This is a genomic window from Frigoribacterium sp. CF331 (genome assembly GCF_057787905.1).
Window position 1 is genome coordinate 2,571,566 of sequence record NZ_CM173545.1, and the last position, 26,614, is coordinate 2,598,179.

A 26,614-nucleotide genomic window follows, 5' to 3' on the forward strand; every position below is an offset into this window, starting at 1 on the left:
GTCCGTCGGACCGGGTCGCCGCACCACCACCCAAGGAGTCCCGTGCCAGGCACGAAGAAACTGGTCATCGTCGAGTCGCCCGCCAAGGCCAAGACGATCGGGCAGTACCTCGGTGACGGATACGAGGTGCTGGCCTCCGTCGGCCACATCCGCGACCTCGTCGAGCCCAAGAACCTCCCGGCCGAGCTGAAGAAGGGGTCGATGGGCAAGTTCTCCGTCGACGTCGAGAACGGCTTCGAGCCCTACTACGTCGTCTCCGACGCCAAGAAGAAGACGGTCACCGACCTCAAGCGCGCCCTGAAGAACGCCGACGAGCTCTACCTCGCGACAGATGAGGACCGCGAGGGCGAGGCCATCGCCTGGCACCTCCTCCAAGAGCTGAAGCCCAAGGTGCCCGTCAAGCGCATGGTCTTCCACGAGATCACCAAGGACGCCATCCAGAAGGCGCAGGAGAACACGCGAGAGCTCGACACCGCGCTGGTCGACGCGCAGGAGACCCGCCGGATACTCGACCGCCTCTACGGCTACGAGGTCTCGCCCGTGCTGTGGCGCAAGGTCGGGCCCGGGCTGTCGGCCGGCCGCGTCCAGTCCGCCGCGACCCGTCTCGTCGTCGACCGTGAGCGCGAGCGCCTGGCGTTCGTCTCGGCCTCCTACTGGGACCTCACGGCCACGTTCGAGCCCGTCGCGGCCGAGGGCGAGGCGAAGGTCGCGTTCGGGTCGCGCCTCGTCCGGGTCAACGGGGGACGCGTGGCCGCCGGTCGCGACTTCGACGACCGGGGTCGACTGAAGGGCGAGGCCGTGGCGCTCGACGAGTCGTCGGCACGAGCACTCGCCGAGGCGCTGGGCTCGCCCGACGTCCACGTCGTCGTCGGCTCGGTCGACTCGAAGCCCTACACCCGCCGTCCGGCGGCGCCCTTCACGACGTCGACCCTGCAGCAGGAGGCCGCGCGCAAGCTGCGCTTCTCCGCCCGTCAGACGATGAGCGTCGCCCAGTCGCTCTACGAGAACGGGCACATCACCTACATGCGGACCGATTCGCCGGCGCTCTCGCAGCAGGCGATCGGTGCCGCTCGCAGCCAGGCGGCCAAGCTCTACGGCGCCGAGACGGTCCCCGACAAACCGCGCCTCTACACGGGCAAGAGCAAGAACGCACAAGAGGCACACGAGGCCATCCGCCCCTCGGGCGACACCTTCAAGACGCCCTCCGAGATGCAGGCCGTGCTCCGCGGCAACGACTGGAAGCTCTACGACCTGATCTGGAAGCGCACGGTCGCCTCGCAGATGGCCGACGCCAAGGGCTCGACGGCTTCGGTCGTCGTGTCGGCGACCACCCCCGGGGCGGTCGAGGGCATCACGGCGCGCACCGCGGCGGGCACCCTCGCCGAGTTCGCCGCGTCCGGCACGGTGATCACCTTCCGCGGGTTCCTCAACGCCTACGAAGAGGGTCGGGACGAAGACCGGCACGGCGCGGCCGAGCCCGCCGAGGCCAAGCTTCCGCCGCTGACCGAGGGCCAGGCCCTCGGCCTCGACGAGGTCGAGGCCAAGGGCCACGACACGTCGGCGCCGCCGCGGTACACCGAGGCGAGCCTCGTCAAGACACTCGAAGAACTCGGCATCGGGCGCCCCTCGACCTACGCCGCCATCATGTCGACCATCGTCGACCGCGGCTACGTCACCCCGCGGGGCACGGCGCTCGTGCCGAACTGGATCGCGTTCTCGGTGGTCCGCCTGCTCGAGGACTACTTCGCCGACCTGGTCGAGTACGACTTCACGGCCAGCATGGAGGACGACCTCGACCTCATCGCCGGCGGCGACGCCGACCGCGTGGACTGGTTGAACGGGTTCTACTTCGGCAACGAGTCGCACCGAGGCCTGCGGAAGGTCATCGACAACCTCGGCGAGATCGACGCCCGGGACATCAACTCCATCGTGCTCGCCGACGGCGTCACGCTGCGCATCGGTCGCTACGGTCCCTACCTCGAGGCACCGGGCGACGACCCCGAGACGCCCCGCCGGGTGAACGTGCCCGAAGATCTCGCTCCCGACGAGCTGACCGCCGAGAAGGCGCGTGAGCTGATCGACGCCCCCGTCGTCGGCGACAGGGTCCTGGGCGTCAACCCCGACTCGGGCAAGGAGGTCGTCGCGAAGGACGGCCGCTTCGGCCCGTACGTCACCGAGCGGACGCCCGAGACGGCGTCCGACGAGGCGGCCGGCGAGATCGCGGCCGACCCCGCGACCGGCGACGTGACCGAGCCCGCGGCCGCCTCGACGACGACCGCGGCCAAGAAGGCCCCGGCCAAGAAGGCTGCCGCCAGGAAGGCCACGGCCCCGAAGGAGCGCACGGCGTCCCTCTTCAAGAGCATGAGCGTCGACACGGTCGACCTCGCGACCGCCCTGCGGCTGCTCGACCTCCCTCGCACCGTCGGCACCGATCCCGACAGCGGTGACGAGATCCAGGCTCAGAACGGGCGCTACGGTCCGTACCTCAAGAAGGGGACCGACACCCGGTCGCTGACGAGCGAGGACCAGATCTTCGACATCGACCTCACCGGGGCGCTCGAGCTCTACGCGCAGCCCAAGTACGGTGCCCGCAAGGCGAGCAGCGCCCTCAAGGAGTTCGAGGCCGATCCGGTCAGCGGCAAGCCGATCAAGGTGAAGGACGGCCGGTTCGGCCCGTACGTCACCGACGGCGAGACCAACGCGACGATCCCGCGCGGCGAGACCGTCGAGGAGGTCGACTTCGACCGGGCGGTCCAGCTGCTCGCCGACAAGCGGGCCAAGGGGCCGGCCAAGCCGAAGACCGCCGCCAAGAAGGCGCCCGCCAAGAAGGCCCCGGCGAAGAAGGCCCCGGCGAAGACCGGTGCGGCGAAGACCACGGCAGCCGCGAAGAAGGCGCCGGCGACGAAGGCACCCGCGAAGAGGGCGACGGCGGCGAAGACCGCCACGCCCGAGGCCACGGCCGAGTGATCGGCGTGGTCGGGCGGCGAGCCCAGGGCACTCGCTGACCATGCCCCTCTGGGAACACCTCACGGGTCAGCCCGACGCCATCGAGGCGTTGACCGCGGCGGCGTCGACGCAGCCCGGCAACGCCTCGATGACCCACTCGTGGTTGATCACCGGCCCGCCGGGCTCCGGTCGGTCGAACCTCGCGTACGCCTTCGCGGCAGCTCTGCTGTCGCGGACCCCCGCCGACGAGGAGGCCACGCTGCGGCAGGTCGCCGCCCGCTCGCATCCCGACCTCGCCGTCCTCAGCACCGAGCGCATCATCATCACCATCGACGAGGTCCGGGCCCTCGTCGCGGCCAGTCAGTTCTCGCCGTCGGTCGGGCGATACCGGGTGGTCGTGATCGAGGACGCCGACCGCATGACCGAGCGCACCTCCAACCTGCTGCTGAAGGCCCTGGAAGAGCCGCCACCCCGCACCGTCTGGTTGCTGTGCGCCCCGAGCGAGGCCGATCTCATCCCGACGATCCGGTCCCGGGTGCGCAGCGTGCGCCTCCGGATGCCCGCCGTGACCGACGTCGCCGCGTTGCTCGAACACCGCGACGGCGTCGACCCCGAGGTCGCCCTCGTGGCCGCCCGCGAGGCCCAGAGCCACATCGGCATGGCCCGCCGACTCGCCCTCGACACCTCGGCCAGGTCACGGCGGCGGCAGACGCTCGAGGCCGCCCTCGGCATCCGCAGCGTCTCGGACGCCGTCATCGCCGCGGCCACCCTGTTGGCCGTCGCCGGCGACGACGCCAAGGCCATCACCGAAGAGCGCGACGCCGAGGAGCGCGCGAGCGCGCTGCGCTCGTTGGGCGTCGAGCCGGGCGGCACCGTCCCCCCGGCGCTCCGCAGCCAGTTGCGTGCCCTCGAGGACGACCAGAAGCGCCGGGCGACCCGCAGCCTGCGCGACGGCATCGACCGCATCATGGTCGACCTCCTCTCGCTGTACCGCGACGTCCTCCTCCTGCAGCTCGGCGTCGACGAGCAGCCCATCAACGACAGCATCAGGGCCCAGCTCGACTCGGCCGCGGCCGCGTCGACCCCCGCCGCCACCCTCGCGGTGCTGGACGCCGTCGCGGTGGCCCGTCGGCGGATCGAGGCGAACGTGTCGCCGGCCATGGCCCTCGAGGCCATGCTCGTCGTCGTCAGCCGGCACGCCACCCGCTGAGCCGCACCCCGCCGACCCGCCTCCCGTCGACCCGCCTCCCGCCGACCCGCCACCACGGGGCGGGGCGGCCACGGTGTCGGGTCCGTCCACCGGTTTCCCGGACGCATGCGCGATGATGGCCGGATGAGCGACCCGAACGCCGCCCCCGGCCTGCGCGAGCGCAAACGTCTGGCCACCCGTCGAGCCATCCAGGTCGCCGTCCTCGACCTCATCGTCGAGCACGGCCTCGACGCGGTGACCGTCGACATGGTCAGCCGGCGGGCGGACGTCTCTCCGCGCACCTTCTTCAACTACTTCACGTCGAAGGAAGAGGCCGTCGTCGGCGACCCGCCCGCCCTGCCCGACGGCAGCGACCTCGAACGGTTCGTGGCCCAGCGTGACGAGCCCGTGCTCCCGAGCCTGATCGAGCTTCTGACGACCGCGGTCGAGTCGGCGACGGTAGACCGTGAGCTGGTGGTCCTGCGCCGTCGCGTGCTGCGGGCGCACCCCGACCTGCTGGCCCGTCGCATCGCGTCCACGCGCGTGTTCGAGGAGCGCCTCACCACCGTCGTCGCCCAGCGCATGGCGGCCGACGAGGGCGTCGCCGGCGAGACCGCCGACGCGTCCCTGGTGAGCCGGGCGCACCTCGTGTCGCTCGTCAGCATCGCCGCCCTGCGTCACGCCTGGGCCGAGTGGATCGACGACGACGACGTGGACCACCTGAGCGACATGCGCTACAGCCTGCGCGCCCGGATGGAGGCCAGCTTCGACGAGCTCGGCCGCCTCGTGACGCGTGAGGTCCGCTGATCCTGTACAGTGTCTAATCGTGCCGCGAGGCACGGGCAGCCGGCCCAGGCCGGTCCCGCCGCTTTAGCTCAGTCGGTAGAGCGTCTCACTCGTAATGAGAAGGTCATCAGTTCGATTCTGATAAGCGGCTCCCTCACAGCCCCGGGTCACCTCGACCCGGGGCTGTTCTCGTCCCCGTCGTCGTCCCGCAGCAGGTCCCGGCCGACCCGCGGTCCGGCCCTCGCGGCGACCCTCCGCCCCCAGTAGTGGTGAGCGCGTGGCCCGTTTGTACCCCGGACGGCCCCCGGGGGGCGTCCGGCCGCCGTACGGTCGGTCTGCGACGCCCGCGACCGACGGAAGGAGGCGTCCCCGTGACCCTCCGGCTCCTCTGCACCGCGCTGCTCGCCGCCGTCCTCGCGGGCGTGCTGATGGTCGTCTGGGCGGGGGGCGACAGCTCGGCCCTCGCGACGGCCGGCGTCGCCGACGGGCGGGCGACCGTGCTCGCCGTGGGCGGCGGCCCCGGGGCCGACGCCGAGGGCCCGGGAGGCGCGGGCTGCGTCGTCGACGCCACCGGCGCCTCCCCGGCCTCGCGTCCGCAGCCCGTGGCCGACGCGTCCGCCGCGCCCACGGGTGCCGCGGACGCCGCGAGCGGGGCCACGGGCACGACCGTCGACGACCTCGACGCGTTCCGCGCGGCGTACCAGGAGCAGCGTCGGCAGGGCTGCCTCGAGCCGCTGCCGGCGGACAACGTGCGGTACGACGCCTGCCTCGAGCGGTACCTCTTCTGGATCGCCGGGGACCCGAGCCCAGACCCGTTGAGCGCGTGGGGGCACAAGGGTCAGGTCGTCCGCAGCGACGGCGAGCCCGCCGTGGGGTGCGACGGGAACCTCGCGGGCGGGACCGGCACCACCGGAGCCGTGGCCGCCGACAAGTGGTGGGCCTCGACCCCGCACCGGGACGCCGTCTACCGGCCGGACTTCCGTGGCGACCTCGCGCACGCCTGCCTCGGGTTCGCGTCGGTGCACGGGGGAGCGCCGGGCGACAGCCCGGACTTCGTCCGGTCGGCCAGTCGGTGGTACGCCTGCTGACCGGCGTCGTCGGCGGTGGCTGGTAGACAGTCCGCATGACACTTCGATGGGGAATCCTCGGCGCCGGCGGCATCGCCTCGACCTTCACCTCCGACCTGCAGGGCGTCGGGCTGACCGTCTCGGCCGTCGGGTCGCGCGACCTGGGCAAGGCACGAGCGTTCGCCGACCGGGTCGGGGTTCCCGGTGCCCACGGCAGCTACGACGACCTCGTCGCCGACCCCGAGGTCGACGTGGTCTACGTGGCCACCCCGCACCCGTTCCACGCCGAGAACGCCCTGCTCGCGATCGCCGCGGGCAAGCACGTCCTCGTCGAGAAGGCGTTCACCGTCAACGCGGCCGAGGCCGAGTCCGTCTACACGGCCGCCCGTCGGGCCGGCGTCGTCGTGCTCGAGGCCATGTGGACGCGCTACACGCCGCAGAGTGCGCGACTGCGCGCGGTCGTGAGCTCCGGCGTGATCGGCGAGGTGCGCCTCCTGACCGCGGTGCACGTCCAGTCGTTGCCGACCGACCCTCGGCACCGCCTCAACGACCCGGCCCTGGGCGGCGGTGCCCTGCTCGACCTGGGGGTCTACCCCGTGTCGTTCGCCCACGACCTCCTGGGCCCGCCCGAGGGCGTCACGGCCACGGCGACCCTGAGCGACCAGGGCGTCGACGCCCGCGTCGGCATCCAGCTCGGCCACGCGTCGGGCGCGACGTCGCAGCTCTACGCCGCCCTCGACACGTCCGGTCGCAACACCGCCTCGTTGCTCGGCACCGCGGGGCGCATCGACGTCGACGACACCTTCTACGCGCCGGGTGGCTTCACCGTCCGAGACGGCGACGGTGCGGTGATCGAGCGCTTCGACGCCGACGAGGGCGGTCTGCGGGGCATGCAGCACCAGGCCCTCGAACTCGAGCGGGTCGTCGCGGCGGGCGGATCCGAGAGCCCCCTGTTGACCGCGGCGGACGGCGTCGAGGTCATGCGCACCATGGACGAGGTCCGACGGCAGATCGGCGTGCGGTACCCGTCAGAGGGGTGACGGCGCGTCGTCGCTCCGTATGATGTCCTCGATGAGCGATCAGGGTGAGCCACGTCACGACCGACCCGCACCGAGCCCGGGGGCCCGGGGTGACGGCCACGGCGACACGACCCCGACCGGGTCGCCGACGACGCGCCCGTCCGCCTGGCAGTGGGTGTCGACCCGGCCCCGGGCCGTCCTCGTGACGGCCGGCGTGCTCGTCCTGGCCCTGCTGGGCGGCGGTGCCGTCGCGGCGGGCGCGGCCACGGCGCCCGGGGCACCGTCGGCCCGGGCCGGTTCGGCGACTCCCCAGCCCGTGGTGACGGTCACGCCGAGCGCCACGCCCACCGTCGACCCCGAGCGGTCGGTGCCCGACGTGCTGCCGGGCGCCACCCGCCTGCGCACCTGCTCGGTCGCCGGGGCCGCCTCCGACGCCCGGCTCGCCCAGTTCGAGGGCAGCGTGGTCAACGCCGAGACGGGCGAGGTGCTCTTCGACCGCAACGGCTCGACGGCGGCCCGCACGGGCAGCGTGCTCAAGACCCTGACCAGCGCCGTCGCGCTGTCGGTCCTCGGCGCCGACGCGCGGCTCACGACGCGGGTCACCGGCGATCCCGGCACCGGTGCCGTGGCGTTGGTGGGCGGCGGCGACGCCACGCTCAGCGCCACTGGTTCGAGCGTGTACGCCGGCGCCCCCACCGTCGCCGACCTCGCGACCCAGGTCAAGACGTCGCTCGGCGACCAACCGCTGACCCAGATCACGCTCGACGCCACCTACTGGAACCCCGCCGACAAGTGGGACCCGTCGTGGAAGCGCACCGAGCAGACGATCGGCTACCACTCCGAGGTCACCGCGCTCATGGTCGACGGCGACCGCGCGAACCCGGCCGCGCAGACGAGCCCCCGCAGCACCGACCCCGTCGCCCGGGCGGGCGACGCCTTCCGGTCGGCCCTCGTCGCGGCGGGCGTCGTCGGCGCCGACTCCGCCACGATGACCCAGGGCACCGCCACGAGCGGCACGGTCATCGCCCAGGTGTCGTCGCAGCCGGTCGGCACGCTGATCTCGCAACTGCTGCCGACCTCCGACAACACGCTCGCCGAGATGCTCGCGCGGGTCTCGTCGAAGGTCTCCGGCGCCGACGGTTCGGCCGCGTCGCTCACGGCGCTCTACAAGAGCGTGCTGTCGTCGACCTACGGGCTCGACACGTCGTCGCTCACCATCGTCGACGGTTCGGGCCTGAGCGAGAACGACGCCGTGCCCTCGACCTTCGTCGCGCGGCTGATGGTCCAGGTGCTGAACCGCGAGCACGGGCTCGGCGTCGTGTACGACGCCCTGCCCGTGTCGGGCAAGACCGGCACCCTCGCCTCGCGCTTCACCGGGTCGAACGCCGTCGCCCGGGGTGCCGTGCACGCCAAGACCGGGTGGATCGACACGGCCTACACGCTCGCGGGCACGATCGACGCGGCGGACGGCACGAAGCTCACCTTCGCCTTCTACGCGATCGGTCCGGTGCAGGACAACGCGCGGGCCGCCCTCGACACCCTGACGACGGCGGTCTACAGCTGCGGCGACGCCCTGTCCAACAGCTGACGACGCCGGTGTCGGTGCGGCGCGCGAGAATGGACGCATGACCAGAGCACTCTTCGTCGTCGACGTCCAGAACGACTTCACCGAAGGAGGCGCGCTCGGCGTGACCGGCGGCGCCCACGTCGCGCAGGCCGTCACCGCCCACCTGCGCGCCCACCCCGACCGCTACGACCTCGTCGTCGCCAGCCGGGACTGGCACTCGCCCGACGGTGACAACGGTGGCCACTTCAGCACCGCGCCCGACTTCGTCGACTCGTGGCCGCCGCACTGCGTCCAGGGATCGGTCGGGGCCGACTACCACCCCGACCTCGACACCTCGGCCGTCGACGTCCACGTGCTCAAGGGCGACGGGCGTCCCGCCTACTCGCTCTTCGACGGGCTGGTCGAGGGAGGCCCCTCGATCGCCCGGGTCCTCTCCGACCGGGGCGTCGACGAGGTCGAGGTCGTGGGCCTCGCGACCGACCACTGCGTCCGGGCCTCCGCCCTCGACGCGGTGGCGGCGGGCCTCCGGGTGAGCGTGCTGACCGACCTCGTCGCGGGCGTGGCTCAGGGCCCGAGCGAGGCCGCCCTGGCCGAGCTGCGCGCGGCCGGCGTGACCACCGCACCCTCGGCCGACGTCGTCGCCGGCTCGACCGGGGCATCCGCGTGAGCGGCACGGGCGTGACGGCGGCCGATCGCCGTCGGGTGCTCGACGCGGTGCCCACCGGCTTGTTCATCGGCGGCTCGTGGGGCCCGTCGTCCGGTGGGGGCACCATCGACGTCGTCGATCCCGCCACGGGCGAGGTCCTCGTCGCCGTGGCCGACGCCTCCCCGGCCGACGGCGTGCGGGCGCTCGACGCCGCGGTCGCCGCGCAGGACGACTGGGCCGCGGCGTCGCCCCGACACCGCGGCGAGGTGCTCCGCCGCGCCTTCGACCTCCTCACGGAGCGGCGCGACGACTTCGCCCTGCTCATGACCCTCGAGATGGGCAAGCCGTTGGCCGAGTCGCTCGGCGAGGTCACCTACGGCGGCGAGTTCCTGCGGTGGTTCTCCGAAGAGGCGGTGCGCGTGTCGGGTCGCTACGGCACCAACCCCGAGGGCACCGGTCGCACGACCGTGCTGCACCGCCCGGTGGGCCCGTGCCTGCTCATCACGCCCTGGAACTTCCCCCTCGCCATGGCCACCCGCAAGATCGCCCCCGCCCTGGCGGCCGGCTGCACCGTGGTCGTCAAGCCCGCCGAGCTGACCCCCCTGACGACGCTCGCCTTCGCGGCCCTGCTCGTCGAGGCCGGCGTCCCCGACGGGGTGGTCAACGTCGTGACGACGCTGTCGGCGAACGACGTGTGCGAGCCCCTGATCCGCGACCCGCGCCTCCGGAAGCTCAGCTTCACGGGGTCGACCCCGGTCGGGTCGACCTTGCTGACCCAGGCGGCCGAGCAGGTGCTGCGCACCTCGATGGAGCTCGGCGGCAACGCCCCCTTCGTGGTCTTCGACGACGCCGACCTCGACGCGGCGGTCGAGGGGGCCATGCAGGCGAAGTTCCGCAACGTGGGCCAGGCCTGCACGGCCGCCAACCGCTTCATCGTGCAGGACTCGGTCGCTGCCGAGTTCACCTCGCGGGTGGTCGAGCGCGTCCGTGGCCTGCGCGTGGGGCCGGGCACCGAGGACGGCGTCACGGTCGGCCCCCTGATCGACGACCGTGCGGTCGACAAGGCCGATCGTCTCGTGCGCGAGGCGGTCGAGCGGGGCGCCGTCGTCGAGACGGGCGGGCAGGTCGTCGACGGGCCGGGCACCTTCTTCGAGCCGACCGTGCTGTCGGGCATCGTGCCGGGCAGCGAGATCCTCACCACCGAGATCTTCGGGCCCGTGCTCGCCGTCTCGACCTTCGGCGACGAAGACGAGGCCGTGCGGCTCGCCAACGACACCGAGTTCGGGCTCGTCGCCTACGCGTTCACCCGCGACCTCGCGAGGGGGCAGCGCCTGGCCGAGCGGCTGCAGACCGGCATGCTCGGGCTGAACGTGGGCGTCGTGTCGAACGCCTCGGCGCCGTTCGGCGGCGTCAAGTCGTCCGGCCTCGGTCGAGAAGGCGGGGCCGAGGGCATCCACGAGTACCTCGAGACGGTGTACGTGCTGACCCCCGACCCCTTCGCCGCATGAGCGCCGAGCAGCCGCTGCGGGTCGGCATCGTGGGCTACGGGCTCGCCGGGCGGGTGTTCCACGGGGCCCTCCTGGCCGCCGACCCGGCCTGGCAGGTCGACGCGGTGGTGACCCGCGACCCCGACCGGGCCGCGCAGGTCGCCGTGGCGCACCCCGGGGCCGACGTGGTCGCGAGTGCCGACCAGCTCTGGCCACGCGACCTCGACCTGGTGGTCGTGGCCACGCCGAACGACACCCACGTCGAGACGGCGACGCAGGCCCTCCGGGCCGGCGCCGCCGTGGTCGTCGACAAGCCGCTGGCGACCTCGTCGGCCGACGCCCGGGCCCTCGTCGAGCTGGCCGAGTCGCTCGACCGTCCGCTGACCGTCTACCAGAACCGCCGGTGGGACGGCGACTTCCTCACCGCGTCACGCCTGGTGGGCTCGGGCGTCCTGGGCGAGGTCCACACGGTCGAATCGCGGTTCGAGCCCTGGAAGCTCGAGAACCGTGCCGGCTGGAAGCGCCGGGCGACGGCGGCGGACGGCGGCGGCATCCTCTTCGACCTGGGCCCGCACCTCGTCGACCAGGTGTCGACGCTCCTGGGTCCCGTCGTGACGGTCCACGCCGAGATCGCGACCCGGCGTCCGGCCGGTTCGGCCGACGACGACGTGTTCCTGTCCCTCGGGCACGAGGGCGGCCGGCGGTCGCGCCTGGCCCTGAGCCACGTCGCGGCGGTGCCGGGGCCGAGGTTCCGGGTGCTCGGGTCGTCCGGGGCCTACGAGGTGCACGGTCTCGACCCGCAAGAGGCCCAGCTGGCCGCGGGCGTCCGGCCGACCGACCCGTCCTACGGTGTCGACGGGGCCGGCGTCCGCCGCGGTGTCGTGGTCGCCGACGGTTCCCGTCACGACGAGGCCACCGACCCCGGGCGCTACCCGGACTTCTACTCGCAGCTCGCCGTGGCCCTTCGCGGCGACGGCGACCTGCCGGTCGACCCGTGGGACGCCGTCCGCGTGCTCGAGGTGATCGAGGCTGCGCGTCGCTCGGCGGACGAGGGACGCGTCATCCGGCTCTGATCTCGAGCCCCGGGCGCGTGACGCGGGGCGGTCGCGAGGCGACGGGTGTCGCGTGCCGCGCCGTGCCTCCCGCGGGTTCCGCGGTCAGAGTCTCGTCGTCCAGTCGACCGTCGCCAGGGTCGCCGCCACGTCGACCTCGTCCAGGGTCGCCGGCGACCAGCGGGGCCGACGGTCCTTGTCGACGACGCGCGCCCGGATGCCCTCGGCGAGGTCCGGTGACGCGGCGAGCGAGGTGACGATGCCGAGCTCCTGGCCGAGGACGGCCTCGAGGTCGGGCAGGCGGGCGGCCCGGCGCCGGGCCTCGAGGGTCAACACGACCGACGTGGGCGAGGCGGCCTCGAGGTCGTCGGCGACGGCTCCGGACTCGACGAGTCCGGACGACGCGAGGTCGCGCAGCCGACGGACGACGGCGCGCGCGTCGTCGCCACGGTAGGCCTCGTCGATCCAGTCACGGGCCGCGGCGAGTTCGGACGGACCCGCCGGGATGCCGAGCACTCGGACGGCGTCGACACCGCCCTCTGCGAGGGTCGGCAGCACGCGTGCGAGGTCGGCGGACGGGACGACGACGTCGGCGAACCCCGTGTGCAGGGCGTCGGCGGCCGTCATGGCGCGCCCGGTCAGGGCCAGGTGGGTGCCGAGCTCGCCCGGCGCCCTCGAGAGCAGGAAGCTGCCGCCGGCGTCGGGCGAGAGGCCGATGCGGGTCTCGGGCATGCCCAGCGAGCTGCGTTCGGTGACGACGCGGAGCGTGACGTGGCCGCCCAGTCCGATGCCGGCCCCCATCGCGATGCCGTCCAACAGCGAGACGATCGGCTTCGGCCAGCGCGACAGCCGCAACGTGCCGCGGTACTCACGACGCCACATGTCGACGCTGCGCCGTGGGTCGTCCGTCACGTTGGCGTGGATCCAGGCGATGTCTCCTCCGGCGCAGAAGCCCCGCGGGCCCGCCCCCTGCAGCAGCACGGCCGTCACGGTGGGGTCGTCCTGCCAGGCGTCCAGTGCGCGTTCGACGAGGCCGAGCATCTCGACCGTCACCGCGTTGATCTTCTGCGGCCGGTTGAGGGTGATGACGCCCACCCCGCGCTCGACGTGGGTCAGGACGGTGGGGGCGACGTCGCTCATCGGGCCATCGTCGCACGTCGCCGTACGACACCCGGTCCCTGCACCCGACGCGAGACGCGAGACGCGAGACGCCAGAGGCGAGACGCGAGACGCGAGACGCGAGACTCAGACGAGCAGCTGGTGCTTGGCGAGGTCGCGGTACAGCGGCGTGGTCTGCACGAGCTCGGAGTGGGTGCCGACCCCCACCACGCGCCCCGCCTCGACGACGACGATCTGGTCCGAGTCGACCACGGTCGACAGCCGGTGGGCGATGACGATGAGCGTCCGGTTCTCGGCCACGGCGTCGATGGCCTCGCGGAGGCGCTGTTCGTTGAGGCCGTCGAGGCTCGAGGTCGATTCGTCGAGCAGCAGGATGGGCGGCGCGTTGAGGAGCGTCCGGGCGATGGCCAGGCGCTGCCGCTCGCCGCCCGAGAGCATCACGCCGTCTTCGCCGACCTGCGCGTCCAGACCCTGGTCGCCCCGCTCGAGCACGGCCGTGAGGTTGACGGCCTCGAGCACCCGGCGGCAGTCGTCGTCGGTGGCGTCCGGCGACCCCAGGGTGAGGTTGTCGCGGATGGTGCCCGCGAGCACCGGGGCGTCCTGCTCGACGTACCCGATGCGCGACCGCAGCTCGTGACGGTCGAGGGTGCGGACGTCGGCCCCGCCCACCACGACGGCCCCCGAGGTCGGGTCGTAGAAGCGCTCGATCAGCGACAGGATGGTGCTCTTGCCGGCACCCGACGGACCGACGAGGGCCGTTCGTCGACCGACGGGCACGGTGAAGCTCACGCCGCGCAGCACCGTCAGGTCGTCGTCGCCGGTGCCCTCGTGGCCGGTGCGTGCGTCGTCCGTCGGGGTGCCGGGGACGCCCGGACGGTCGGACGGCGCCGCATCGGCCACGGGCGAACCCGGGTACCGGAAGTGCACGTCGTCGAAGCGGACGGCGACGCCGTCGTCGGGACCGGCGTGACCGGTGCGGGCCCCGGTTCCGGCCGCGGCGACCTCGGCCGCGAGGCGCCGGTCGCCGTCGGTCTCGCTCGGCAGGTCGAGGATCTCCTGGATGCGGCCGAGCGCCCCGAGCGCCTGGTTGACGCTGAGCACGGCACCGAGGGCCTGGCCCAGCGGCATGATCATGAGGAAGAGGAACAGCACGAACGACACGAGAGACGCGATCTCGATGGCGCCGCTGGCGACCCGGTAGCCGCCGACGCCGAGCACGACGAGGAACGACGCCTGCAGCGCCACCGACGAGATCGGCACGACGAGGGCCGAGATGCGTGCGACCTGGAGTCCGCGCTGGTAGGCGCCCTCGGCGTCGCGTTCGACGCCGGCGATCTCGCGCTCGGTGGCACCCGAGGCGCGGATCGTGCGCACCGAGCTGATCGCACGCTCGACGGCGGCGGTCAGGTCGCCCACCTTCTCTTGCGCCTGGCGGCTCGCCACGCGGATGCGGCCGGACAGCAGCACGACGACCACCACCGAGACGGCGACGACGAGCACCGTCAGGCCGAGCAGCACCGGGTCGATCAGGAACATGCCGACCAGGGCGCCCACGAAGGTCAGGCTGCCGCCGATGGCCTCGACGAGCCCCTGGGTGAGCACGGCGCGCAACAGGGTGGTGTCCGAGCCGACGCGCGACACGAGGTCGCCGGTGCGACGGGTGTCGAACTGGCTGATCGGCAGCCGGAGCATGCGTCCGACCAGCCGGCGGCGACTCGAGAGCACGACGCCCTCGCCGGTGCGCTGCAGCAGGTAGTGCTGGAACCCGCTGATCAGGCCGGCCGCGACGACCAGCGCGACGAGCGCCCAGACGAGTGGCCCGAGCGTCGCGCCCTGCTGGACGGCCGAGATCACCTGCTGCACCAGCAGCGGCTGCCCGAGCGACGCCGCGGCGCCGAGCACGCTGAGCACGATGATGAAGGCCATGACCTTCTTGTGCTCGAACAGGTAGGGCAGCAGCTGACGGAACGTGGCGCGAGGCCCTTCGGGCTGCGGACGGCGGCCCCAGCGCGACCGGGGCGCGGCGACCGGGTCGACCCGCGCCTCCTGACCGGTGGACGTCGTCGTGCGCGCGCGTGTGTCGGAGCTCATGATGCCTCTCGTGCCGGTGACCGGCGTCGCGGTCTGCGGCGGTCGGATGTCGCGGGCGGTGCCACCGCCGGGTACGACCGTACTTCGTCCGGGTGACATCCACCTGCGTCACGACGACGGCCCGCCCCTCCGGTCAGGAGGCGCGGGCCGGCCGGAGGGGCGGCGTGCGTCCGGTCAGCCGGCCGCCTCGTAGTCGACGTCGCGGGTCTCGCGGCTGAGCACGAGCGCCACGAGGGTGAGGAGCGCCATGGACGACAGGTACAGGCCGACGAGCCAGGTGCTCCCGTCCGCCGCCGTCCAGAGTGCGACGGCGATGAACGGGGCCACGGCCGCGCCGAGGATGCTCGCCACGTTGTAGCTGATGGCCGACCCGGTGTAGCGCACGCTCGTCGGGAAGAGCTCGGGCAGCACGGCCCCCATGGGTCCGAAGGTCAGCCCCATCAGCACGAAGCCGATGATGAGCAACGCCTGCGCGCCCAGCTCGCCGGCCGCGAACAGCGGGGCGAACGTGAAGCCGAAGACGAGGATGCCCGCGGTGACGCAGATCAGCATGGCGCGGCGACCGTACCTCTCGGCGAGCGGCCCCGAGACGAGGGTGAAGATGCCGAAGAACACGACGCCGAGGATCAGCATCCACAGGAACTGCGTCCGGGGGATGCCGAGACCCGCGGGCTCGCCCGCGGCGTCGGCCGTGCCGTAGGTGAGCGTGAAGGTCGTCATCAGGTAGAAGAGCGTGTACGTGGCCAGCATGATGAACGTGCCGAGCAGCAGCGGACGCCAGCTCGTGCGGAACACGCGGGCGAGCGGCAGCGACGCGACGTTGCCCGAGTCGACGACCTTCTGGAACGCCGGCGTCTCGATCAGCTTGAAGCGCACGTACAGCCCGATGATGACGAGCACGGCGCTCGCCAGGAACGGCAGACGCCAACCCCAGCTCATGAACTGCTCTTCGGTGAGGGTCGAGTTCAGCAGCACGAAGAGGAGGTTGGCGATGATGAAGCCGATCGGTGCGCCCAGCTGGGGGAACGTGCCGTAGATCGCTCGGCGGTTCGCCGGCGCGTTCTCGGTCGCGAGCAGGGCGGCGCCGCTCCATTCGCCCCCGAGCCCGAGGCCCTGGCAGAAGCGCAGGACCACCAGGCACGCGGGGCCGGCGACCGCCCATCCGGGCGTCGTGCCGGCCGGGATGCAGCCGATGAGGACGGTCGCGATGCCCATCGTCAGGAGGGACGCCACCAGGGTGCCCTTGCGACCGATGCGGTCGCCGAAGTGGCCGAAGACGACCGAGCCGACGGGCCGGGCGACGAACGCGACGCCGAAGACGGCGAACGAGGCGAGGCGCGCGACCGCGGGGTCGTCGTTGGCGAAGAAGATCGTCGGGAAGACCAGCACGGCGGCGGTCGCGTAGACGTAGAAGTCGTAGAACTCGATCGAGGTGCCGATGAGGCTCGCGACGATGACGCGCGAGCGCTTGTTGGTGGCGGGGGTGGACGACGTCGACGGGTCGACGGTGGGGGCAGACACGGGGGCACTCCGAGGCGGGTCGAGGGCCCGGCGGACGTCGACGACCGGGCGCGTGATGCGGCGCAACGGATCGGACGGAGGCGCGGTGCAGGGATCTGCTGCTCGCTCGGCCGGGAAAGACGGGAGCCGCTCGTGACGGCTGTCGCCCATCCTACCCCGGCTGTACCCCGTGTCGTCCCCCGGGAGGTCGGTCCGGACGCCGGGGTCGGCGTCGCCGGCCGGTGACGCGGTCAGTCGTCGGCGCCGAGGTGGCCGGGCAGCTCGTGCCCCATGCGGTCGCGCTTGGTGTCGAGGTAGCCCTCGTTGAAGGCCCCGACCCCGACGACGAGCGGCACGAGCTCGGTCACGTCGATGCCGTGGTCTTCGAGCTGGCGTCGCTTCTCGGGGTTGTTGCTCAGCAGCCGCACGCGCGTCAGCCCCAGGTCGCGGAGCACGTCCGCCGCCGCCCCGTAGTCGCGGGCGTCGGCCGGCAGGCCGAGGGCGAGGTTGGCGTCGAGCGTGTCGAGGCCGTCCTCTTGCAGGCGGTAGGCGCGCAGCTTGTTGACGAGGCCGATGCCCCGGCCCTCGTGCCCGCGCAGGTAGACCACGACGCCGCCGTGGTCCCGGATGGTGTCGAGCGCCGCGTCCAGCTGCGGGCCGCACTCGCACTTGAGCGAGCCGAACGCCTCGCCCGTCAGGCACTCGGAGTGCACGCGGACCAGGGCGCCGTCCGCCGGGGGGAGGCCCGTCGGATCGCTCGCGATGACCGCCACGTGGTCGGCCCCCGTGACGGTGTCACGGTAGGCGCGCATGCGGAACGTGCCGTGGCGGGTGGGGACGGTGGTCTCGACCTCGAACGAGACCTGGGACGGTGCGGCAGGGGTGGTGGTCATGCGTGCCTCCTGGAGGTGTCGCGGGCGACGACCACGAGGTCGTCGCCGAGGGTGCGCGCCTCGGTGACGCGCAGTCGTCGTTGCCGGTCGATGTGGTCGACGCCGAGGTCGTCGAGGGCGGTGCGCGGGCCGCCCAGCAGGGTCGGTGCGAGGTAGACGAGGTAGTCGTCGACGAGTCCGAGTCGGACGAAGGCGCTCGCGACGGTCGGCCCGCCCTCGACGAACACGCTGCGGACTCCCCGGCTGCCCAGGTCGTCGAGGACGGCCTCGAGGTCGCGCGTGCCGGTCTCGACGAGGCCCCGCGGGTGCCTGCGGAGGGCCGCGTTGGCCGGGACGGCGCGGGTGCCGACGACGACGGGCAGGGGTTGCGCGGGCGACAGCTCGCCGGCGTCGCCCCGGGCGGTCAGGCTCGGGTCGTCGGCCAGCACGGTGCCCGTGCCCACGAGGATCGCGTCGTGGGCGGCCCGCCGTTCGTGGACGTGCTGACGGGCGGCCGTGCCGGTGATCCACCGGCTGCTGCCGTCGGCGGCGGCGGCTCGCCCGTCGAGGCTGGACGCCCACTTCAGGGTGACGAAGGGTCGGCCCGTGCGTGCCGTCACCAGCCAGCGGCGTGCCATCTCGGAGGCCTCGTCGGCGAGCACGCCGCCGATCACGTCGACGCCCGCCCGTCGGAGCCTCTCGGCGCCGCCGCCGGACGACGCGCCGGGGTCGTCGACGGCGTGCACCACCCGGGCGACGCCCGCCTCGATCAGGGCGACGCTGCAGGGACCGGTGCGGCCGACGTGGTCGCAGGGCTCGAGCGAGACCACGGCCGTCAGGCCGCGCGCCTCGCCGGGGGCCAGGTGGGACAGGGCGTCGACCTCGGCGTGGGGCGTGCCCGCGCCGCGGTGCCACCCCTCGGCCGCGGTGCTGCCGTCGGGGCGGAGGAGGACGCAGCCCACCTGGGGGTTGACGCCGCGCTCGGGCCCGCGGCGCGCGAGGACCACCGCTCGGCGCATCGTGCGCTCGAGCAGCTCGCGATCGGTCGCGTCGGTGCTCACGGTGCCTCCGGGAGGGAACGGTCACGCGCCAGGGCGTGCGGGTCGGGGGATGGTCTGCGGACGCCGTCTCCGGCGTCGCCGACGGACTCAACGCCGTCGGCGTCGCGGTATTCCGCCGGTCGGCCCGGACCGGCCGACCGGCCGCCCAGGTCGGGCCAGCCCGGTCGCGCCGACCGCTCGTCGCCGGGACGGAGCCGGGCCTTCCAGCAGAGGGGACGTCCGCCGTCGCGACCCGGGTGCAGGCCCGGGCCGACCCCCTGGTAGGTGAAGCCGACGTGCCGGGCCACGGCGGCGGAGGCGTCGTTGCCGACGTAGCCCTCCCAGAAGAGCTCTCGCAGTGCTCCGCCCTCGAAGGCCCAGTCGGCCACCAGGCTCAGCGCGCCGGTCATGAGGCCCCGGCCCCTCGAGGCCGGTGCCGTCCAGAAGCCGACGTCGGACGACCGCAGCCGCACGCTGATGATGCCTTCGAGCAGACCGGAGCCCGGTCGTCGCAGGCCCCAGGTGAACTCACGACCGGTGGCCCAGCCGTCGTCGACGATGCGCCGGAGGAAGAACTCGGCGTCCGACCGGTCGTACGGCACGGGGACCGTGGTGAACCGCCGCAGGGTCTCGTCCTGGCAGGCGTCGACGATCGCGGGCACGTCGGCCGCGCTCGGCGCCAGCAACTCGAGGGTCGGTGACGCGAGCACGAACGGCAGCACGGTCAGGCCTTGCGGACGAAGCCGATGCGGTCGTACACGGTGTCGATCGTGACCTGGGCGATCTCGTTCGCACGGTCGGCGTTGACCGCGAGGATGCGATCGAGCTCCGCCGGGTCGTCGAGCAGTTCGAGTGCCCGGGCGCGGACCGGCGCGAACGTCTCGACGACGGCTTCCGCCGTGTCTTTCTTCAGGTCGCCGTAGCCGCGGCCGACGTAGCGCTCCTCGAGGTCGGCGACGCTGTCGCCCGAGAACGACGAGAGGATCGTGAGCAGGTTCGAGACGCCCGCCTTCGAGCCGCGGTCGAAGCGGATCTCGCGCTCGGCGTCGGTGACGGCCGACTTGATCTTCTTGGCGGTGCGGCTCGGCTCGTCGAGCATCCACACGACGCCCGAGTCGGTCGTCGCCGACTTGCTCATCTTCGACTCGGGGGACTGGAGGTCGTAGATGCGCGCCGACTCTTTCTGGATCGTCGCCTCGGGCACGACGAACGTCTCGCCGAAGCGCGAGTTGAACCGGGTCGCGAGGTCGCGCGTCAGCTCGACGTGTTGTCGTTGGTCGTCACCGACCGGCACCGTCTCGGCCTGGTAGAGCAGGATGTCGGCGGCCATCAGCGTGGGGTAGGCGAAGAGGCCCAGCGAGGCCGCGTCGGAACCCTGCTTGGCCGCCTTGTCCTTGAACTGGGTCATGCGGCTGGCCTCGCCGAAGCCGGTCAGCGTGTTCAGCACCCAGGCCAGCTGGGTGTGGGCCGGCACGTGCGACTGGATGAACAGGGTCGACCGCGACGGGTCGATGCCCGCCGCGATGTACTGGGCGGCCGTCCCTCGGATCTGCGCCCGCAGCGCGGCAGGGTCTTGCGGGACGGTGATGGCGTGCAGGTCGACGACGCAGAAGAGGGCGTCGTGCGTGGTCTGCAGGGACTTCCACTGCTGGAGCGCACCGATGTAGTTGCCGACGTGGAGGGAGTCGGCGGACGGCTGCATTCCGGAGAAGAGGCGGGGCTTGGTCATGTGGTCCTCGGTGGGGTGGTGCGACACGGGGGAGGTGCGAGACAGGGGAGGTGCGAGGCGGGGCGGCGCAGGACGGGGAGGCGCGGTTCAGAGACGGTAGTCGACGACGACCGGCGCGTGGTCGGACCACCGCTGGTCGTAGGCGGCGGCGCGGTCGACGACGTAGTGCTCGACGGCGTCGGCGAGCGACGGGGTCGCGAGCTGGTAGTCGATGCGCCAACCGGTGTCGTTGTCGAAGGCCTGGCCTCGCCAGGACCACCACGAGTAGGGCCCCTCGACCTCGCCCGCGAACCGTCGGCCCACGTCGACCCAGCCGAGGCCCTCGCCGCCGGTGCCGTCGACGGTCTCGACCTGCTCGCCCGCCGGGCCGAGGAACCGGTCGAAGTACGACCGTTCGCGGGGCAGGAAGCCGGCGCGCTTGACGTTGCCCTTCCAGTTCTTGATGTCGAGCTCGCGGTGCCCGACGTTGAGGTCGCCGGTGACCACCGAGAGCTCGTTGTGCGCCGCGAGCTCGGGCAGCCTGGCCGACATCGCGTCGAGGAACTTCCACTTCTCGTCTTGCTTGGGGGTGTCGACCTCGCCCGAGTGGACGTACGTGCTGACCACGGTCACGACGGTGCCGTCGATCTCGTAGTCGGCCTCGAGCCAGCGGCCGGCGCTGTCGAAGTCGTCGGGGCCGAGCTCGACCCGGTGCACGTGGGCCTTGCCCCGGCTCGCGATCGCGACGCCGGCCCGGCCCTTGGCGGTCGCCGGGTCGTGCACGACGTTCCACTCGGGGCCGAGCAGGCCCTCGAGGTCGTCGGTGGACGCGCGGACCTCTTGCAGGGTGAGGACGTCGACGTCGCGTGCCGACAGCCAGTCGCCCATGCCCTTGCGGAACGCGGCGCGGACGCCGTTGACGTTGACGGTGGCGAGACGGAGGCGCGTGGACATGGGCTCCAGACTAGCGGCGGGCACCGTCACGGGGCTCGACCGGGAGGCCGGGGGGCGGGACGTCGGGCGGGTCGCCCGGGCGCACGGCCCGCAGCGACCGCGCGAGCAGGCCGCGGGCGCCGGTGACGAGACGGCCGCGACGCGACCGGGCCCGCGCCTCCTCGGCCAGGCGGTCCTCTTCGAGGCGGCGCAGGCGCTCGGCCTCCTGGTGCGGGTCGGCGTGCACGCCGAGGTCGTCCATGCCGACGGCGATCCAGCCCGCGCTGAGCAGCAGCACCTGGCAGAGCAGGTTGATGACGACCAGCAGGCCGACGATCGCCGCGAACGAGGCCACCAGGGGGTTCGACCCCGTGCTCCGCAGCACGACGCCTCCGACCAACGTCAGCGAGACGAAGCCGGCCGCCCCGATGACGGCCCCCGAGAGCAGCCGTCGGAAGGGGATGTGCAGCCCGGCCAGCACGCGGAAGAGCACGGCCAGCACGGCGGTCTCGAAGACGAAGACGAGCAGCACGCCGACCACGCGGAGGGTCGTCTCGCCGAGCAGCGACCGCACCGGGACGCCCACCCCGGACAGCAGGCCCGAGACCGCCGTGGTGCTCAGCAGCGAGAGCGTCGCCGACACGACGACGGCGGCTCCGAAGGCGAGCGCCAACCCGAGGTCGCGCACGATCAGCCGCCCCAGGGGCGTGACCGGCTGCGGTGCCCGGAACACGATGCGCACGCAGTCGCGCATGCTGCCGAGCAGCGTGATGGACGACACGAGCAGGCCGACGAGGGCCACGGCGCCGGTCCAGCCGAAGACCGACGCGTCGAGCAGCAGCCCGGGGTCGACGACGCCCGTGCCGTCGGCGTCCTGGATGAGGCCGGGGACGGCCGACCGGATGAAGACGATCAGCTCGTCGCGCAGCAGGACGTCGCCCGAGACGACGAAGCCCGCCACCGAGAAGCCCACCCAGAGCGCCGCGAAGAGCGCGAACAACGCCTGGTAGGTCAGCCCCGCCGCCAGCAGCGGCCCCTTCGACGTGACGTGCCGGGCCAGCACCCGGGTCGGTCGCGACCCCACGACGCGCGACCCGGCCCGACGGGCCCGCGCCGAGGGGCGGACGGCCGAGGAGGCGCGGGCCGCCTCGACCGGGTCGGGCGTCGGTCGTCGGGTCCACGGCGCGCGCATGCGTCCAGGGTACGGGGGCCGGTCCGTCCGCCGGGGCGTCCGGACCGACGCCGCGGCGACCCGCCTGATCGGCACGGACCGGACGCCCGGGCGATCCGTCTACGATGGACCGACCGTGAGCGTGCCCGGCGTCCTGCCGCACGTCTCCACCATCGAGACTCGAAGAGGTTCACCGTGGCACTACAGGGCGTTGGCGTCGGACGTGGAGTGGCCGTCGGCCCCGTCAAGAAGATGCCCGATCCGCTGCCCGAGCCGGGCACCGACCCCCGGACGGCCGACGCGGCCCTCGAGTACGACGGCGTGCTCAAGGCCCTGTTCGCGGTCGCGGCCGACCTCACCGCGCGGGGCGAGAAGGCCGGTGGCGAGGCCAAGGACGTCCTCGACGCGCAGTCGCTGATGGCCCAGGACCCCACCCTCACCGACGACGTGAAGGCCCGCATCGACGACGGCCGCACGGGCGAGCGCGCCGTGCACGAGGCGTTCGCCGCCTTCCAGGACCTCCTGATCGGCATGGGCGGCTACATGGCCGAGCGGGCGACCGACCTCGGCGACGTGGCGCAGCGCGTCATCGCCGCGCTGCGCGGCGTCCCGGCTCCCGGCGTGCCCGAGAGCGACACCCCGTTCGTGCTCGTCGCCCCCGACCTGGCGCCGGCCGACACCGCCCTGCTCGACCTCGACAAGGTGCTCGCCCTCGTCACCCGTGACGGCGGGCCCACCTCGCACACCGCCATCCTCGCCCGGTCGAAGTCCATCCCCGCGATCGTCGGCGTGACCGGCGCCCTCGACCTCGTCGACGGCACCGTGGTCGTCGCGGACGCCGCGAGCGGCGTCGTCACGGTCGACCCGTCGCCCGACGAGGTCGCCGAGGCCGAGAAGCGCATCGCCGACCGGGCGGCCGCGGCCGCGGCGCCCCTGACCGACGGCGCCCTCGCCGACGGCCACGCCGTCCCGCTCCTCGCGAACCTGGGAGCACCGGCCGAGGCCGCGGGGGCGATCGAACTGGGCGCCGAGGGCGTCGGCCTGTTCCGCACCGAGTTCCTCTTCCTCGGCAACTCGTCCGCGCCGACCGTCGAGAGCCAGACCAGCAGCTACACCGCGTTGCTCGAGGCCTTCCCCGGCAAGAAGGTGGTCGTGCGCGCCCTCGACGCCGGCGCCGACAAGCCGCTGAGCTTCCTGAACGACGCCCACGAGGAGAACCCGGCCCTGGGCCTGCGCGGCCTGCGGGCCCTCCGCGTCAAAGAGGACATCCTCCGCGACCAGCTGACCGCCCTCGCGGCGGCCCAGGCCGCGACGACCGCCGACCTCTGGGTCATGGCCCCGATGGTGAGCGACGCCGAAGAGACCGAGTACTTCGTCACGCTGGGCCGCGAGCTCGGGCTCAAGACGGTCGGCGTGATGGCCGAGGTGCCCTCGCTCGCCGTGCTCGCCGACCAGATCTTCGCGTCCGCCGACTTCGTCAGCGTCGGCACCAACGACCTCACGCAGTACACGATGGCGGCCGACCGCATGCTCGGGTCCGTGGCGGCCTACCAGGACCCGTGGCACCCCGCCGTCCTGCGCCTGGTGAAGTCCTTGGGCGACGCCGGGGCCGCGGCGGGCAAGCCCGTCGGCATCTGCGGCGAGGCGGCGGCCGACCCGCTGCTCGCCGTCGTGCTCGTCGGCCTCGGGGCGACGACCCTCTCGATGACGCCGGCCGCGCTCGCCGACGTGCGGCTCGAGCTGTCGCGCTACACGCTCGACCAGGCGCGCGAACTCGCGACCGCCGCCGTCGCGGCCACCACGGCAGCCGGGGCGCGGGCCGCGGCCGAGGCCGTCACCGTCTGAGCTGACGGGCGGGCCCGACACGGGCCCGTCCGGACCGGCGGGCCCGTTCGGACCGGCGGCCGCACCCGGATCGCCGGCGCCGCTCGCGTCGACGGGTCGGCTCCTGTCGGCGGTTCCGTTCCGGTCGCCGATCCGTCCTGGACGTCGACCCGTTCCGGTCGTCGGGCCGCGTCAGCGGCCCGAGACCTCGGCTCGCCGCTCGTCCAGGTGGTCGGCGAGTTCGCCCCACGCCACGACCGCGTCGCGGATCGCTCCGGCGGCGTCGTCGTCGAGCACCGACACGAGGCCGCGCGGGTCGTCGACCAACACGAGCGTGCTCGACCGCGACAGGACCGCGTACGACGACGAGCGGTCGCCGACGGGGGCGTTCGTGCCCCGCAGCTCGAGGTGCAGGCGGCCCGACGACCGCGTGAGGCGGGCCCGCACGGGGTCGCCGTCCGACGCGAAGAACTCGGCCAGCGCCTCCCGGTCGTCCGAGAGCACGTCGCGCTCCCAGCCGGTCTCGGCGAGCCGCGAGTCCGCTCCGGCGACCGACTGCCAGAGGACGACCGACCGCTCGGTCGGCGAGGCTCCGGGTCGCAGGCCGAACCGCGCCTCCAGGTTGTCGGCGACGGCGGCCGCGACCGCGGCACGGTCGACCGACGGAGGCGGGTCGAGCCTGTCGACGACCACCGAGACGACGGCGTCCAGCTCGCGGGGCCAGGTCGAGACGCGGGTCTCGTCGAGCAGGCGGTCGTGCTCGCCCGAGACGAGGGCCTTCTCGACGAGCTCGTCGAGTCGGGCCAGGGCGCGCCCCGTCGCACGGTCGACGGCCGGACGCACCGGCGGCCGCGTCCGGAGGGCGGCCGAGAAGGCACGTCGACGTTCACGCTGGTCGACGGGCCGCTCGCCGTTGCGGTAGGGGCGACGCCTCACGAGATCGGCCGGGGGACGACCGCGAGGGGCCGTCGATCGAGACGTCGGACGTCGTCCATGGCGTGCCTCTCGGGGTCGGTGGCGATGACGGTGACCCAGCCTAGGCCGCTCGGGCCACCTCGGGCCGCGCACGTCCGAGTCCGCCGTGCATCCGGTCACGGCGGCCGAGCACGGAGCAGAATCGACGGGTGGGCACCCCTATCCGACACCCGTTGGTCGACGCGATCTCGTCGCGAGCGGTCCGTGTCGACAGCAGGGCCCGCGTCGTCCGGCTGAGCCGTCCGCTCGCCGACCTCCTCGGCCGACCCGCGACGGGGCGCCGGGTCGTGCTCGTCACGAGCGAGCGGTCACGACTGACCGTCGGCCTGCGGGCGGCCCTGGTGGCTGCCGGGGGAGTCTGGGTGGTCCACGACGACGCCGACCGCCTGCGCGACGGTCTGACCGGCGTGCCCTACGACGGCGTCGACGCCGCGGCCGCCGAGGTCGACGCGTCGACCGTCGACGTCCCCGCCGCCGAGCGGCTGCCGGTCATCGCGGACGCCGTCGACACGACCCGTCAGTTGAGCGTCGACCTCACCGTGCTGCACCGCGCGTCGCACGACACGAGCCTGGGAGGCGCGCTCGAGACCCTGGCCGGGGCCGCCTCGGGCTCCGTCCCGACCCGTTGGGGCGCGACCGAGCCGCTCGTGCACGGCTGGGATCGATGGGTCCTCACGCAGCACGCACGCCATGAGGCGCCCGAGACGGTCCGCGTCGTGGTGGAGGGTCCGCACCTGTCGGCCACCATCACCGCACGCGTCACCGACCACGGCATCGAGGAGACGACCGCCGTGACGGTCGACGTGGTCGACGGGTCCCTCGACGACGCCATCGCCCGCCTGACCGACGCCCTCGCCGAGATCGCCGGCTCGTCGCTGCCGACCTTCGCCCTCGTCATCGCCCGAGAGGGCGAGTCCGACCGGTGCGTCCGTGCCGTCACGTACCCGCCGCCGAACCCGGTCGCACTGCTGATCGGCGCCCCGTCCGTCCGCCGCCTCGGGCTCGAGCGATCCACGCTGGACGCCGAACGCCCCGTCGTCGTCGTCGGCCGCCCGCGTCTGCCCGCCTACGTGGTCCCACTCGGCGACGCCGGCACCTCGGGCTGGAACGCCCTGCATCGCACCCTCGAGGTCGTGGGACCCGAGCGGCTCGCCCAGCTCGTCGCCAGCCCGTTGCTGCAGGCCTGGGAGGAAGACCTCCACGAACTCGACCTCCTGCACGAGAGCTCGCTCGAGGGTGACGGCCCCGCCGAGGACGAGGCCTGATGCCGCGCGACATCACCATCCTGAGCCCGCACGTCTACGACCAGCTCGACCTCGTCACCGCGGCCCGCGCCGTGGACGACTCGCTCGGCGTGCGCGAGATCGACGGCGGCGACGCCCTCCAGGTGTTCGCGGCGGGCGGGGTGCCCCTGCTCACCGTGTACCAAGCGGCCGAGCTGACCGACGCGGGCGAGATCGGCCGTCTGCTGCCCGACCCGCCCACGGTGCGCCTCCCGGTCTTCTGGATCGACGCCGTCGCCCCGATGGGAGACGAGGGTGAGGTCGGCGTCTCGGTCGCGCTCCGCCTCGCGCTGGGCCTCGAGGCCGCGTGCATCGTCGAGGACGACTGACGCGTCGCCA

The 26,614-nt window shown here is 73.3% G+C and carries 21 protein-coding genes, 1 tRNA gene and 1 pseudogene; 13 read left to right on the plus strand and 10 right to left on the minus strand.

The window, feature by feature from the left end; all coding sequences use genetic code 11:
• Positions 1–42: 42 nt before the first annotated feature.
• The 10 genes from topA to AC3CCI_RS12035 all read left to right on the plus strand — a co-directional run bounded on the left by topA (position 43) and on the right by AC3CCI_RS12035 (position 11,780).
• Positions 43–2,967: a type I DNA topoisomerase gene (gene topA, locus AC3CCI_RS11990; RefSeq protein ID WP_488627329.1), complete on the plus strand. Its 2,925-nt coding sequence runs from the start codon at positions 43–45 to the stop codon at positions 2,965–2,967.
• A gap of 40 nt (positions 2,968–3,007) precedes the next feature.
• A complete protein-coding gene (locus AC3CCI_RS11995) occupies positions 3,008–4,156 on the plus strand; it encodes a DNA polymerase III subunit delta' (protein WP_354593154.1) in 1,149 nt (382 codons plus the stop codon).
• 123 nt (positions 4,157–4,279) lie between these two features.
• Positions 4,280–4,942: a TetR/AcrR family transcriptional regulator gene (locus AC3CCI_RS12000; protein ID WP_488627330.1), complete on the plus strand. Its 663-nt coding sequence runs from the start codon at positions 4,280–4,282 to the stop codon at positions 4,940–4,942.
• 57 nt (positions 4,943–4,999) lie between these two features.
• A tRNA-Thr gene (locus AC3CCI_RS12005) sits at positions 5,000–5,072 on the plus strand.
• A 220-nt stretch (positions 5,073–5,292) separates the two neighbouring features.
• Positions 5,293–6,009: a hypothetical protein gene (locus tag AC3CCI_RS12010; protein ID WP_354593152.1), complete on the plus strand. Its 717-nt coding sequence runs from the start codon at positions 5,293–5,295 to the stop codon at positions 6,007–6,009.
• Positions 6,010–6,044: 35 nt separating this feature from the next.
• Positions 6,045–7,028 (plus strand): Gfo/Idh/MocA family protein, encoded by a 984-nt coding sequence (locus AC3CCI_RS12015; RefSeq protein ID WP_354593151.1) that lies wholly within the window; start codon positions 6,045–6,047, stop codon positions 7,026–7,028.
• Between the two features lie 31 nt (positions 7,029–7,059).
• On the plus strand, positions 7,060–8,595 hold the full coding sequence (gene dacB / locus AC3CCI_RS12020) for a D-alanyl-D-alanine carboxypeptidase/D-alanyl-D-alanine endopeptidase (protein WP_354593150.1): 1,536 nt from the start codon (positions 7,060–7,062) through the stop codon (positions 8,593–8,595).
• Positions 8,596–8,632: 37 nt separating this feature from the next.
• Entirely contained in the window at positions 8,633–9,241 is a 609-nt protein-coding gene (locus AC3CCI_RS12025) for an isochorismatase family protein (RefSeq protein WP_488627331.1), read from the plus strand.
• A gap of 11 nt (positions 9,242–9,252) precedes the next feature.
• Positions 9,253–10,728 carry an NAD-dependent succinate-semialdehyde dehydrogenase gene (locus tag AC3CCI_RS12030; RefSeq protein ID WP_488628688.1) on the plus strand — a complete coding sequence of 492 codons (1,476 nt, stop codon included), beginning with the start codon at positions 9,253–9,255 and terminating at the stop codon, positions 10,726–10,728.
• Complete coding sequence (locus AC3CCI_RS12035) at positions 10,725–11,780, plus strand: Gfo/Idh/MocA family oxidoreductase (protein WP_488627332.1); 1,056 nt, start codon at positions 10,725–10,727, stop codon at positions 11,778–11,780. The genes AC3CCI_RS12030 and AC3CCI_RS12035 overlap by 4 nt, the downstream gene beginning before the upstream one ends.
• Positions 11,781–11,864: 84 nt before the next feature.
• Here AC3CCI_RS12035 and AC3CCI_RS12040 read toward each other — a convergent pair whose 3' ends face one another.
• From AC3CCI_RS12040 to AC3CCI_RS12080, 9 genes and pseudogenes are all read right to left on the minus strand, one after another.
• Positions 11,865–12,899, minus strand: coding sequence for an enoyl-CoA hydratase/isomerase family protein (locus tag AC3CCI_RS12040; protein WP_488627333.1), 1,035 nt, complete (start codon positions 12,897–12,899; stop codon positions 11,865–11,867).
• Positions 12,900–13,004: 105 nt separating this feature from the next.
• A complete protein-coding gene (locus AC3CCI_RS12045) occupies positions 13,005–14,969 on the minus strand; it encodes an ABC transporter ATP-binding protein (protein ID WP_488627334.1) in 1,965 nt (654 codons plus the stop codon).
• Positions 14,970–15,143: 174 nt separating this feature from the next.
• Positions 15,144–16,490 carry an MFS transporter gene (locus AC3CCI_RS12050; RefSeq protein WP_488627335.1) on the minus strand — a complete coding sequence of 449 codons (1,347 nt, stop codon included), beginning with the start codon at positions 16,488–16,490 and terminating at the stop codon, positions 15,144–15,146.
• A gap of 230 nt (positions 16,491–16,720) precedes the next feature.
• Positions 16,721–17,338: pseudogene (gene ribA, locus AC3CCI_RS12055) on the minus strand (GTP cyclohydrolase II); the annotation flags it as partial.
• A 20-nt stretch (positions 17,339–17,358) separates the two neighbouring features.
• A complete protein-coding gene (gene ribD, locus AC3CCI_RS12060) occupies positions 17,359–18,360 on the minus strand; it encodes a bifunctional diaminohydroxyphosphoribosylaminopyrimidine deaminase/5-amino-6-(5-phosphoribosylamino)uracil reductase RibD (RefSeq protein WP_488628689.1) in 1,002 nt (333 codons plus the stop codon).
• 38 nt (positions 18,361–18,398) lie between these two features.
• The gene (locus AC3CCI_RS12065) at positions 18,399–19,103 is read right to left on the minus strand and encodes a GNAT family N-acetyltransferase (RefSeq protein ID WP_354593144.1); all 705 of its coding nucleotides are present in this window, start codon (positions 19,101–19,103) and stop codon (positions 18,399–18,401) included.
• A gap of 2 nt (positions 19,104–19,105) precedes the next feature.
• Positions 19,106–20,110, minus strand: a complete 1,005-nt coding sequence (trpS, locus tag AC3CCI_RS12070) for a tryptophan--tRNA ligase (protein ID WP_354593143.1) — start codon at positions 20,108–20,110, stop codon at positions 19,106–19,108.
• Positions 20,111–20,197: 87 nt separating this feature from the next.
• The gene (locus AC3CCI_RS12075; RefSeq protein ID WP_354593142.1) at positions 20,198–21,043 is read right to left on the minus strand and encodes an exodeoxyribonuclease III; all 846 of its coding nucleotides are present in this window, start codon (positions 21,041–21,043) and stop codon (positions 20,198–20,200) included.
• Between the two features lie 10 nt (positions 21,044–21,053).
• On the minus strand, positions 21,054–22,214 hold the full coding sequence (locus tag AC3CCI_RS12080; protein ID WP_354593141.1) for a YihY/virulence factor BrkB family protein: 1,161 nt from the start codon (positions 22,212–22,214) through the stop codon (positions 21,054–21,056).
• Positions 22,215–22,388: 174 nt separating this feature from the next.
• Here AC3CCI_RS12080 and ptsP point away from each other — a divergent pair, with 174 nt between their 5' ends.
• Positions 22,389–24,038, plus strand: coding sequence for a phosphoenolpyruvate--protein phosphotransferase (gene ptsP / locus AC3CCI_RS12085; RefSeq protein ID WP_488627336.1), 1,650 nt, complete (start codon positions 22,389–22,391; stop codon positions 24,036–24,038).
• Between the two features lie 171 nt (positions 24,039–24,209).
• Here the strand turns inward: ptsP and AC3CCI_RS12090 are convergent, their stop codons facing one another.
• Complete coding sequence (locus AC3CCI_RS12090) at positions 24,210–24,953, minus strand: hypothetical protein (protein WP_488627337.1); 744 nt, start codon at positions 24,951–24,953, stop codon at positions 24,210–24,212.
• 188 nt (positions 24,954–25,141) lie between these two features.
• Between AC3CCI_RS12090 and AC3CCI_RS12095 the strand changes: the two genes are divergently transcribed.
• Together AC3CCI_RS12095 and AC3CCI_RS12100 are read left to right on the plus strand one after the other, a co-directional pair.
• A complete protein-coding gene (locus tag AC3CCI_RS12095) occupies positions 25,142–26,257 on the plus strand; it encodes a DUF6177 family protein (protein WP_488627338.1) in 1,116 nt (371 codons plus the stop codon).
• Entirely contained in the window at positions 26,257–26,604 is a 348-nt protein-coding gene (locus AC3CCI_RS12100) for a hypothetical protein (protein ID WP_488627339.1), read from the plus strand. The genes AC3CCI_RS12095 and AC3CCI_RS12100 overlap by 1 nt, the downstream gene beginning before the upstream one ends.
• Positions 26,605–26,614: the final 10 nt, after the last annotated feature.

What these genes read in the sequence shown, in the direction of transcription:
- AC3CCI_RS11995 (WP_354593154.1), top strand. Translation starts at nt 3,008, where the DNA reads ATGCCCCTCTGGGAACACCTCACGGGTCAGCCCGACGCCATCGAGGCG.
- dacB (WP_354593150.1), top strand. Translation starts at nt 7,060, where the DNA reads ATGAGCGATCAGGGTGAGCCACGTCACGACCGACCCGCACCGAGCCCG.
- AC3CCI_RS12035 (WP_488627332.1), top strand. Translation starts at nt 10,725, where the DNA reads ATGAGCGCCGAGCAGCCGCTGCGGGTCGGCATCGTGGGCTACGGGCTC.
- ribD (WP_488628689.1), bottom strand. Translation starts at nt 18,360, where the DNA reads ATGCGCCGAGCGGTGGTCCTCGCGCGCCGCGGGCCCGAGCGCGGCGTC.
- AC3CCI_RS12100 (WP_488627339.1), top strand. Translation starts at nt 26,257, where the DNA reads ATGCCGCGCGACATCACCATCCTGAGCCCGCACGTCTACGACCAGCTC.
- AC3CCI_RS12040 (WP_488627333.1), bottom strand. Translation starts at nt 12,899, where the DNA reads ATGAGCGACGTCGCCCCCACCGTCCTGACCCACGTCGAGCGCGGGGTG.
- trpS (WP_354593143.1), bottom strand. Translation starts at nt 20,110, where the DNA reads ATGACCAAGCCCCGCCTCTTCTCCGGAATGCAGCCGTCCGCCGACTCC.
- AC3CCI_RS12015 (WP_354593151.1), top strand. Translation starts at nt 6,045, where the DNA reads ATGACACTTCGATGGGGAATCCTCGGCGCCGGCGGCATCGCCTCGACC.
- AC3CCI_RS12080 (WP_354593141.1), bottom strand. Translation starts at nt 22,214, where the DNA reads ATGCGCGCGCCGTGGACCCGACGACCGACGCCCGACCCGGTCGAGGCG.
- AC3CCI_RS12000 (WP_488627330.1), top strand. Translation starts at nt 4,280, where the DNA reads ATGAGCGACCCGAACGCCGCCCCCGGCCTGCGCGAGCGCAAACGTCTG.
- AC3CCI_RS12075 (WP_354593142.1), bottom strand. Translation starts at nt 21,043, where the DNA reads ATGTCCACGCGCCTCCGTCTCGCCACCGTCAACGTCAACGGCGTCCGC.
- AC3CCI_RS12025 (WP_488627331.1), top strand. Translation starts at nt 8,633, where the DNA reads ATGACCAGAGCACTCTTCGTCGTCGACGTCCAGAACGACTTCACCGAA.
- AC3CCI_RS12045 (WP_488627334.1), bottom strand. Translation starts at nt 14,969, where the DNA reads ATGAGCTCCGACACACGCGCGCGCACGACGACGTCCACCGGTCAGGAG.